The sequence below is a fragment of the Brachybacterium sp. NPDC056505 genome, assembly GCF_042794925.1.
Classification (GTDB): Bacteria; Actinomycetota; Actinomycetes; order Actinomycetales; family Dermabacteraceae; genus Brachybacterium; species Brachybacterium kimchii.
On record NZ_JBHTSV010000001.1, the window covers coordinates 140,161 to 149,675 of the forward strand.

Genomic DNA, 9,515 nt, shown 5'->3' on the forward strand with positions numbered 1-9,515 from the left:
CCGGCCCTTGACCTCACGTGCGCGTGAAGTTCTACGGTCGAAGGCGTCCTGTCAGCCAGAGGAGAGGAATCCACCATGGCGGAGTACACGCTTCCCGATCTCGACTATGACTACGCGGCGCTGGAGCCCCATATCTCGGGCCGGATCATGGAGCTGCATCATGACAAGCACCATGCGACGTACGTGAAGGGTGCGAACACGGCGCTGGAGAAGCTGGCGGCGGCGCGCGAGGCGAACGATTTCGGCTCGATCAACCAGCTGTCGAAGGATCTCGCGTTCAACCTGGGCGGTCACACGAACCACTCGATCTTCTGGAAGAACCTCTCGCCCGAGGGCGGGGACAAGCCCACCGGTGAGCTCGCGTCCGCGATCGAGGAGTTCTTCGGGTCGTTCGATGCGTTCCAGGCGCAGTTCACGGCGGCGGCCCTGGGGATCCAGGGGTCGGGCTGGGCGATCCTGGCGTACGAGCCGATCGCGGGGAACCTGGTGATCGAGCAGTTCTACGATCAGCAGAACGGGATCCCGGTCGCGACGGTGCCGCTGTTCCAGCTGGACATGTGGGAGCACGCGTTCTACCTGGACTACCAGAACGTGAAGGCCGACTACGTGAAGGCGATCTGGAACATCGTGAACTGGGCGGATGTCCAGGCGCGGTTCGAGAACGCTCGCAGCACGAAGGGCCTGGTCAACCCCGGCGCCTGAGACGCCACGACGCAGCAGACCCGCTCACTCTCGCGGAGCACCGCTGAGGCTCCGCGTGTGATCGGCCGACGGCCGGTCCCTCCGTGTGAGGGGCCGGCCGTCTCGTCATCTCTCGTCCAGCGCCCGCAGGTACCGGCGGGTGATGCGCTCCTGGACGATCCGCGCGACCGGCGCTCCTACCCTCACCGGAGGCGAGCCGGGGCGCGAGTATCCCGAGATCCTCAGCCGCAGGGCGCCGTCGGCCGCGCGGAGGACCTCGAAGCGCTCGATCCCGGCCTCCGGATGCCCGGGGAGCGTGCCGTAGGTGAGGCCGCGGCGGTCGGGCTCCTCGAAGACCTCGAGGACGCGGCACGGTGCACAGACGCGGAGCCGTCCGACGCCGAGGCGCAGCGCGATCACCTCTCCGGGGTGCGCATGGCCCGCGTACGCGGGGCCGGGAACCACGGCGACCTCGAGGCCTGCGCGCGTGTGCATCCGCCAACCGAGCAGGTCCTCGCCGGCCCCATCCAGATCGCGCCGGACCAGCGGCGCAGAGCGCTCGATGCCGCGGAAGCCCGGTGGGACGAGGCCCGGTGATGCGGCATCCCACGGCGCCGTGACCTCGGCATCCCGCAGCCGCGACGCCCAGCGGGGCGACAGCGGGACCACTCCTCGTGTGCGGGCGCGCCGGCTCATGCAGCGGGGTCGTCCGGGGACTGCGCGTCCGGGAACGGGTAGTCGACGAAGGCGAAGGCCGAGCCGTCGGGCGCCCAGCTGGGGACGTTGATCGTGCCCTGGCCGCCGTCGAGGGCGAGCAGCGTCGTCGGCCTCGTCCAGTCGTCGACGTCGACCATGCGCAGCTCGACGGGGCGGTCCGCGGGGTGCCCGGTCGTGCCCGGCGGGAAGCTCAGGTAGACGGCGACGTCGCCGGTGGGGGCGATGTGCGGGAACCAGTTCACGCGCTCGTCGAAGGTCAGCTGCTCGATGCCGGTGCCGTCGGGCCGTACCCGGGCGAGCTGCGCGTGGCCCGGCGTCGTCGAGAACTGCTCGGTGTTCAGCAGGATCCAGGAGCCGTCGGGCGTCCATTCGCAGCCGTCGGCCGGACCGGGATCGGTGGTGACGCTCCGGTCGTCGGAGCCGTCGGCGCGGATCGTGTGGATCAGGGCCCGGGACCAGGCGTCCTCACCGCTGAGCTCGATGCGCACGTAGCCGAGCAGAGACCCTTCGGGGCTCACGCCGTGCAGGAAGTGCCAGACACCGTCCTCGCTGGTCACGCGGTGTACAGGGGAACCGTCGAAGGCGACGTGCCAGATGTGGTGGTCGCTCGCGGAGGCGAAGACACCGGCGCCGTCCGGGGCGAGCACGTGGTCGTTGTTGACGGGCGGCAGTCCGGGCGCGTCGAGCCGCTGAGGGTCCTGTGAGCCGTCGGACGGGAGGGTCCACAGAGCGCCCTCGGCGTTCACGAGCAGCAGTCCGTCTGCCCGCCAGTTCGGGGCCTCGAAGAGGCGCTCGGCCGAGACGTGCACCGTGCGGATCTCCCCGCTGCCCCGCTCCCACACCCGGATCCGCGAGACCTGACCCGCAGCGAGCGTGCGCCACGGGACGGTCGACGGCTGGGGCGACGGGGCGGGTGGCGTGCTCATCTTCGGGCTCCTTCGCGACGGTGGACGACGGCCTTCTCGCATCCCGCGGCACCCGACGGGGCCGATCGCAGGCACGGGGCCGTGGTGCTCAGGCTAGCTGCGCACGCGTGGCATGTGTCGGGGCGTCCGCCCCATCGCGCTGTCGTCTGCTCGTCCCCGCGCCGCCTCGAGCAGGAGGCGATGGAAGCGGTCCTCGCCGCTGACCTCCGGGTGGAAGGCCAGGCCGATGCGAGCGCCCTGGCGCACTCCGACCACGCGGCCGTCGGGCAGGGACGCGAGCACCTCGACTCTCTCGCCGAGCTCCTCGACGAGCGGAGCGCGGATGAAGGCGCTGCGCACGGGCGGCCCATCGAACGCGGGCGTGACCAGGGCGGTCTCGAAGGAGTCGGTCTGGGTGCCGAAGGCGTTGCGGCGCACCAGCACGTCGAGGCCGCCGAGCGTCTCCTGGCCCGGTGCGGCATCGAGGATCCGATCGGCGAGCAGGATGAGACCCGCGCAGGTGCCGAACACCGGGAGGCCGTCGCGGATGCGCTCCCGCAGCGGGTCGCGCAGGTTCGTGAGGCGGGAGAGGCGGTCGATGACGCTGGACTCGCCCCCCGGCAGCACGAGCGCGTCCAAGCGGTCGAGATCCGTCGGCCGACGCACGCGCACCACGTGGGCGCCCAGCCCCCGCAGCACGGCCTCGTGCTCGCGCACGTCGCCCTGCAGGGCGAGGACCCCGACGCGCAGCTCCGGCACTGGGATCTCCCCGCGCGCTCCGTCGGTCGCCTCGGAGCTCACCAGCCGCGCTCGGCCAGACGATGTGGCGCCGGGAGGTCCGCGACGCTGATGCCGACCATCGCCTTGCCGAGCCCGCGCGAGACGTCGGCGACCACGGAGGGATCGTCGTGGAAGGTGGTCGCCTGCACGATGGCCGCGGCGCGCTTCGCGGGGTCGCCGGAGGTGAAGATGCCCGAGCCGACGAAGACGCCGTCGGCCCCGAGCTGCATCATCATCGCGGCGTCGGCCGGCGTGGCGATCCCGCCGGCGGTGAAGAGGACGACGGGCAATGTCCCGGTCGCCGCAACCTCCGCGACCAGCGGGTACGGGGCCTGCAGCTCCTTCGCGGCGACGTAGAGCTCCTCCTCGGGAAGGGAGGACAGGCGGCGGATCTCGGCGCGGATGGTGCGGATGTGGCGGGTCGCCTCGGAGACGTCGCCTGTGCCGGCCTCGCCCTTGGAGCGGATCATCGCGGCGCCCTCGGCGATGCGCCGCAGGGCCTCGCCCAGGTTCGTCGCCCCGCACACGAACGGCACGGTGAAGTCCTGCTTGGCGATGTGGTGGGCGTGGTCGGCGGGGGAGAGGACCTCGGACTCGTCCACGTAGTCCACGCCCAGCTCCTGGAGGATCTGCGCCTCGACGAAGTGCCCGATGCGGGCCTTCGCCATCACGGGGATCGTCACGGCCTGCCGGATCTGCTCGATGAGCTGCGGGTCGCTCATGCGGGCGACGCCGCCCTGCGCGCGGATGTCGGCGGGCACGCGCTCGAGGGCCATCACCGCGACGGCGCCCGCGTCCTGCGCGATCCTCGCCTGCTCGGCGTCGACGACGTCCATGATCACGCCGCCCTTGAGCATCTCGGCGAGGCCGCGCTTGACGCGGACGGTGCCCGCGGCGGGCTTCTGCACGGCGTCGGCGCTGGTGGCAGGGGTGGTGGATGCGGGTGCGCTCATGGCGACTCCTCGGGGTGCATCGGTGCGAGCGTGGATGGGTGCAGCGGGTGGTGGTGCCAGGTGGTGGTGCGCGGCGGCAGTGCAAAATGCCAGGTGCCCGTGACGAGTGGTGGCGCACGCGCCGCGCGAACTATGACCTAGGCCAAAACGTAGCACGGCCCGGGTCGTTCATCGAGCGTCGTTCGGCCGACGGTCCGCCGCCTAGACTGCCGAGCGTGGACGACGGCGAGCAGCAGACGATGAACGCGCAGGACAGCGCCCCCACCACCGCATCGACCACCGCATCGACCGCTGCATCGAGCGCCGCGTCGACCGCCGGCATCACCGGATCCACCGCCCTCGAGATCGCCGACAGCGTGCGCGGACTCGTCGAGCGCGGCGTGCTGGGAGCCGGCGATGCGCTCCCGCCGGTCCGCGCCCTGGCCGAGCAGCGGGGGGTCAACCGCAACACCGCCGTCGCCGCCTATCGCCGGCTCTCCCGCGCGGGCATCGTGGTCGCCCAGGGTCGCGCCGGCACCCGCATCGCCGGGCGTGCCCGCATCCCCCAGGAGGGCGCCGCCCCGGCGGGTCCCCTGCGCGACGTCGCGAGCGGCAACCCCGCCCCGCGCTTCATCCCCGATCCCTCCCAGGCGCTGCGCGCCGTCACAGGCCGGCCCGTGCTGTACGGCGAGCCCGTGGTCGACGCCGACCTCGGGGCGTGGGCGCGTCAGTGGATGGAGCCGGACGTCCCGTCCACCGGGCACATCACCGTCACCGGCGGCGCCGTCGATGCGATCGAGCGTCTGCTCGCCCAGGTCCTCGAGCGCGACGACGCCGTGGGCCTCGAGGACCCCTGCTTCCTCGCGAGCATCCAGACCGTGCGCCTGGGCGGCTACCGGCCCATGGGGATCCCCGTCGACGACGAGGGCATGACCGTCGAGGGCCTGCGTGCTGCGCTCGAGGCGGGGGTCCGGGCGATCGTCTGCACCCCGCGCGCCCAGAACCCCACCGGGGCCTCGCTCAGCGCGCGCCGCGCCGAGCAGCTGCGCACGGTGCTGGTCGACCACCCGTTCGTGCTGGTCATCGAGGACGACTACTACTCGATGCTCGCCCGCGGCCCGTTCCGCTCCATCGTCGGCCCCGGGCACGAGCGCTGGGCCCTGGTCCGCTCGGTCTCGAAGTTCCTCGGTCCCGATCTGTGCCTCGCCCTGGTCGCCTCCGACGAGCGCACCGCCGCGCGCCTCGCCCTGCGGCTGAGCCCCGGCACCACCTGGGTCAGTCACCTCCTGCAGCGCATCGCCCACGCCCTCCTCTCCGACGAGGGCTCCCGCGCCCTCATCGATCGCGCCGCCGAGCACTACGCCGAGCGCAGCGCCGGGATGCGCGAGCTGCTGCGCATGCGCGGGCTCGAGGTCCCCGCGCAGGACGGCATGAGTCTGTGGGTGGGCTGCGGGGTCGACGCACGCGCCGTCTCCGAGCGCCTGATGCGCCGCGGATGGCTCGTGCGCACCGGCGCCGAGTTCGACCTCGGGGTCGACGACGGGCCGACGGCCAGGCGCGACGGAGCGTCGGCCGATGAGCACCTGCGGATCACCGTGCACGACCTCGACGACGCGGAGGCGAAGGCGTTCGCGAACGATCTTGTCGCCTCGGTCGACGAAGTGCGCGAGGGCGCCTGACCTGGACTGTCGTCCGCGTCAGGTCGGCTGCGAGGGCCGTGTCAGGTGCGGGGACCGTCCCCGGTCCGCTCGGCCTCGGCGATCGTGGCTTCGCGCAGCAGCTGCAGACGAGCCTCGCGATCGGCCTCGTGGCGCGATCGAGCGATCGCGCGCGCTGCTGAAGGATCGCGATCGCCGACGGCCCGCAGCATCTCGGTGCGCGAGGCCAGGGAGTCCTCCCAGCGTCCCTGCACCTCGAGCAGTGCGCTCGCGCCTGGCGCCAGGTGGACCGCCAGGGCCTCGAGCAGCTCGCTGAGCACCGGGTTCTGCGCGGCGGTCCACAACGCCCGATGAGCGGCGAGATCGCGGCGTGCGAGCTCAGCGGGGTCGTAGTCCTCGAGCGCGCGGTCCCGGTCCAGGAGGGCCTCGAGCCGCAGCACGTCCTGCACCGTGCGATGCACGGCGGCATCGCCGGCGATCTGCTCCTCCAGCGGGATGCGCGCGTCATGCGCCTGCAGGAGTGCCTGCGGATCCACCCCTCGCACCTCGAGCCCGCGCGCCGCGCGCACGGCCAGCCCTGCCTGCTCGAGCCGCGACAGGGCATCGCGAACAGGCGTGCGGGAGACCTCGAAACGGCTGGCCAGAGCCATTTCCCGCAGGGGAGTGCCAGGGGCGAGGTCGCCCTCGAGAATCTCGCTGCGCAGCGTCGTGAAGACGCTCTCGCGGTCGTTCCGGGCGGCCATGTCGCTGCCTCTCGTGAGTGGATGGGGACGGGGTGGACGGGAGTGCGGATCTGGCAGGGACGCACTGCTCCGAAAAGTGTATCCGAACAATGCCGGGTTCAGCGCGAGTGGATCAGACATGGAGAAGTGTAAGCCGGCAGGTTCCAAAAGCGAACAACGGGATACGTACTCGCGATCTGCGCGCTCAGGTGGTGCACAAATTCCGTGGCGGATCGAGTTCGGAGCCTCCCCGTCCCCGCCCCCGGCCTCGTACGATGAGCGCACACTGCCGGCAGGAGCCCGGTCAGCGGCCCGCCGCCTCGAGAGGAGCCCGCGATGGACCTGGTCACGACGCTGCACGTGGAGCTCCCGCGGTGGCTCGTCACCCGCATCGAGGAGCTGCCGACCGTGCTCCCCACCGTCGAGGAGCAGATGGGCGTGGCCGACGAACTGGCCGACCTCACCTGGCGCTCGGGCGACGGCGGCCCGTTCGCCGCGCTGGTGGTCGAAGAGGACGGGACTCTGGTCTCCGTGGGCGTGAACCTCGTGCCGCGCACCGGGCTCAGCGCTCTGCATGCGGAGGTCACCGCGCTCTCCCTCGCCCAGCAGCGAACAGGCAGCTGGGATCTCGGTGCCGGCGGCGCGCGTCGCCGGCTCGTCGTCAACGCCCGCCCCTGCGTGCAGTGCTTCGGCGCGGTGCTGTGGAGCGGCGTGCGTTCACTCGTGATCGGGGCCGACGGTCCCGAGGTCGAGGCGGCCACCGGATTCGACGAGGGGCCGATGGTCGCCGACTGGGTCGAGCAGCTCTCCGCGCGCGGCATCGACGTCACCACCGGTGTGCGCCATGCGCAGTCACTGCAGGTGCTGCGCGACTTCGGCGCCTCGGGCTCCCTCGTCTACAACGCGCGCGGGGAGTGAAGAAGGCGCGTCAGCGGATCTGACGCCGAGGCCCACCCGACGACGACCACGTGACCTGCCGCCTACGGGTCTTCCCTGTGACCACGCCGCCCGTCTGCTGTCACGCACCTCGTGGTCTCCTGGCGCCCCTGCACGCTGTGACGCACCCGTCCTTGCCAGCGGGTAAGGGGACGGGCACACTATAGATGAATCTTCAACAACACACGTCGCACCCGGGAGGGGCGGCCGCGAGGCTGAAGCCGACGACGAAGGAGAGAGCCATGACCGCGACCGCGTCCGTGACCGATGAGCTGCACCTGAACCCTGAGACCGGGATGGACGCCGTCACGCTGCGCGTGGGCGATCTCGAGAACATGGCCTCCTACTACGCCAACGCGCTCGCGCTCGAGCCGATGGAGGAGCGCACCCGCGGCACCGAGGTGCACCGGGTGCTCGGTCGCGGCCAGGTCCCGATGATCCGCCTCATCGGCACGCCCGGCCTGCCCGCCGTCGACCCGCGCGCCGCGGGCCTGTTCCACACCGCGTTCCTCTTCGAGGACCAGGCGTCCCTCGCGGCGACCGTCGCCCGGGCCGCCTCCGATCCGCGCAGCCGGTACGTGGGCTCGGCCGACCACCTGGTCTCCGAGGCCTTCTACTTCACCGATCCCGAGGGCAACGGGATCGAGCTCTACATCGACCGTCCGCGCGACCAGTGGACGTGGCTGGGCGGCGAGGTGCAGATGGACTCGCTCTACCTGGAGCCCAACGCCTACCTCACCGCGCACCTGGACCAGGACGTCGTCGCCGCCGGTCCCTCGCGGGCGGGCAAGGTCGGACACGTGCACCTGCAGGTCGGGGACGTGCCCACCGCCCGACGCTTCTACATCGACGCCCTCGGCTTCGAGACCACCGTCGGCAACCACCCCGGCGCCCTCTTCGCCTCCGCCGGCGGCTACCACCACCACGTGGCGATGAGCGTGTGGAACAGCGCCGGCGCCGGACCGCGCGCCGCGACCCTCGGGCTCGGCGACGTCGCGATCACCGTGCCCGGCCGCGAGGACCTCGACGCGCTCGTGGCCCGCCTGCGGCGCGCGGGCATCGAGTACGCCGACGAGTCCCATCGCGTCGTCGTCCACGACCCCTGGGGCACGCAGGTCAGCCTCGCCGTGCCCGGCACCAGCGCCGAGGAGCTGCTCCGCCGCTGAGTGGAGGACCGACGGGCCCCGTCCTCGGGCCCGTCGGCCTCCGGCGGTCCGTCGCCCGGTGGCGGACCGTCGCCCGCTTGCGACCCGTCGGCGTCGGCCCGCTCAGGCGCCTGTCACCAGGGCAGGATGCCGTAGCCGCCGTCGCCGTCGCCCTCCGTGGTCCACAGGTGCCCCCAGAGCACGCCGCTCGGGCCGTCCTCGGGGAGGGTCGCGAGGTGCACGCTGGGCGCGGCGCCCTGCTCGACCGGGCGGATCCCGCGGTGCTGGGTGAAGTCGGTGTCGGTGAAGCCCGGGTTCGCGGCGTTGACCTTGATCGGGGTGTCCCGCAGCTCCTTGGCGTACTGCACGGTCATCATGTTCACCGCCGCCTTCGAGCTCGGGTACTGGATCGAGGCGGGCGTGCCGCTCACCGGGGACCCCGGGTTCACGGTCGCGTCCATCGAGCCGATCTCGCTGGAGACGTTCACGATGCGCGCCGCGGGGGCATTGCGCAGCAGCGGCAGGAACGCGTTGGTCACGCGCACCACCCCGAACACGTTGATCTCGTAGACCGAGCGCATGTCCTGGATCGAGGTGTCGCTCGGTGCGGCCCGATGCCCGCCGACGCTGGGCACGCCCGCGTTGTTGACCAGGGCGTCGAGGTGGTCGAAGCGGGCGGAGGCCCATTGCTCGGCCGCGCGCACGGAGTTCTCGTCGGTGACGTCGAGGCGGACGGCGCGGGCGTCGATGCCCTCGTCGCGCAGGCTCTCCTCGGCGGTGCGCCCGCGCTCCTCGTCGCGTGCGCCGAGCAGCACGGTGAAACCGAGGCGCCCCAGCTGCCGGGCCGTCTCGAAGCCGATGCCCTTGTTGGCGCCCGTGATGAGGGCGATCCGGGTGGGGGCGGGGGTGCTGGTCGCGTCGGTCATGCTCGCGAGGCTACGCCGACGGGGGAGTGCGCGGGCTGGGACGGGGCCGGGCTCTTCGATGTCGCTGGGTGAGGTCTCAACGCGTACAGGGGCTCGAGACCTCACACAGCGAC

General features: G+C 72.2%; 10 protein-coding genes. 4 read left to right on the forward strand and 6 right to left on the reverse strand.

Features of this window, described 5'->3' with window-relative positions; all coding sequences use genetic code 11:
* Nucleotides 1–75: 75 nt before the first annotated feature.
* The gene (locus ACFQ53_RS00670; RefSeq protein ID WP_377853856.1) at nt 76–702 is read left to right on the forward strand and encodes a superoxide dismutase; all 627 of its coding nucleotides are present in this window, start codon (nt 76–78) and stop codon (nt 700–702) included.
* Nucleotides 703–807: 105 nt separating this feature from the next.
* Here the strand turns inward: ACFQ53_RS00670 and ACFQ53_RS00675 are convergent, their stop codons facing one another.
* From ACFQ53_RS00675 to pdxS, 4 genes are all read right to left on the reverse strand, one after another.
* Nucleotides 808–1,377 carry a DUF1990 family protein gene (locus ACFQ53_RS00675; protein ID WP_377853859.1) on the reverse strand — a complete coding sequence of 190 codons (570 nt, stop codon included), beginning with the start codon at nt 1,375–1,377 and terminating at the stop codon, nt 808–810.
* A complete protein-coding gene (locus ACFQ53_RS00680) occupies nt 1,374–2,324 on the reverse strand; it encodes a TolB family protein (RefSeq protein WP_377853863.1) in 951 nt (316 codons plus the stop codon). The genes ACFQ53_RS00675 and ACFQ53_RS00680 overlap by 4 nt, the downstream gene beginning before the upstream one ends.
* Before the next feature lie 93 nt (nt 2,325–2,417).
* The gene (gene pdxT / locus ACFQ53_RS00685; RefSeq protein WP_377853866.1) at nt 2,418–3,104 is read right to left on the reverse strand and encodes a pyridoxal 5'-phosphate synthase glutaminase subunit PdxT; all 687 of its coding nucleotides are present in this window, start codon (nt 3,102–3,104) and stop codon (nt 2,418–2,420) included.
* Nucleotides 3,101–4,036, reverse strand: coding sequence for a pyridoxal 5'-phosphate synthase lyase subunit PdxS (pdxS, locus tag ACFQ53_RS00690; protein ID WP_377853869.1), 936 nt, complete (start codon nt 4,034–4,036; stop codon nt 3,101–3,103). The genes pdxT and pdxS overlap by 4 nt, the downstream gene beginning before the upstream one ends.
* A gap of 215 nt (nt 4,037–4,251) precedes the next feature.
* On the opposite strand from pdxS, the gene ACFQ53_RS00695 reads away from it, so the two are divergent.
* Nucleotides 4,252–5,694, forward strand: coding sequence for an aminotransferase class I/II-fold pyridoxal phosphate-dependent enzyme (locus ACFQ53_RS00695; RefSeq protein WP_377853872.1), 1,443 nt, complete (start codon nt 4,252–4,254; stop codon nt 5,692–5,694).
* A 41-nt stretch (nt 5,695–5,735) separates the two neighbouring features.
* Here the strand turns inward: ACFQ53_RS00695 and ACFQ53_RS00700 are convergent, their stop codons facing one another.
* Nucleotides 5,736–6,416 carry a GntR family transcriptional regulator gene (locus ACFQ53_RS00700; RefSeq protein WP_377853875.1) on the reverse strand — a complete coding sequence of 227 codons (681 nt, stop codon included), beginning with the start codon at nt 6,414–6,416 and terminating at the stop codon, nt 5,736–5,738.
* A 315-nt stretch (nt 6,417–6,731) separates the two neighbouring features.
* On the opposite strand from ACFQ53_RS00700, the gene ACFQ53_RS00705 reads away from it, so the two are divergent.
* Both ACFQ53_RS00705 and ACFQ53_RS00710 read left to right on the forward strand, forming a co-directional pair.
* Nucleotides 6,732–7,313, forward strand: coding sequence for a nucleoside deaminase (locus ACFQ53_RS00705; protein WP_377853878.1), 582 nt, complete (start codon nt 6,732–6,734; stop codon nt 7,311–7,313).
* Nucleotides 7,314–7,573: 260 nt separating this feature from the next.
* Complete coding sequence (locus tag ACFQ53_RS00710; protein ID WP_377853880.1) at nt 7,574–8,497, forward strand: VOC family protein; 924 nt, start codon at nt 7,574–7,576, stop codon at nt 8,495–8,497.
* 113 nt (nt 8,498–8,610) lie between these two features.
* Here the strand turns inward: ACFQ53_RS00710 and ACFQ53_RS00715 are convergent, their stop codons facing one another.
* Nucleotides 8,611–9,402 carry an SDR family oxidoreductase gene (locus ACFQ53_RS00715; RefSeq protein ID WP_377853883.1) on the reverse strand — a complete coding sequence of 264 codons (792 nt, stop codon included), beginning with the start codon at nt 9,400–9,402 and terminating at the stop codon, nt 8,611–8,613.
* Between the last annotated feature and the right edge of the window lie 113 nt (nt 9,403–9,515).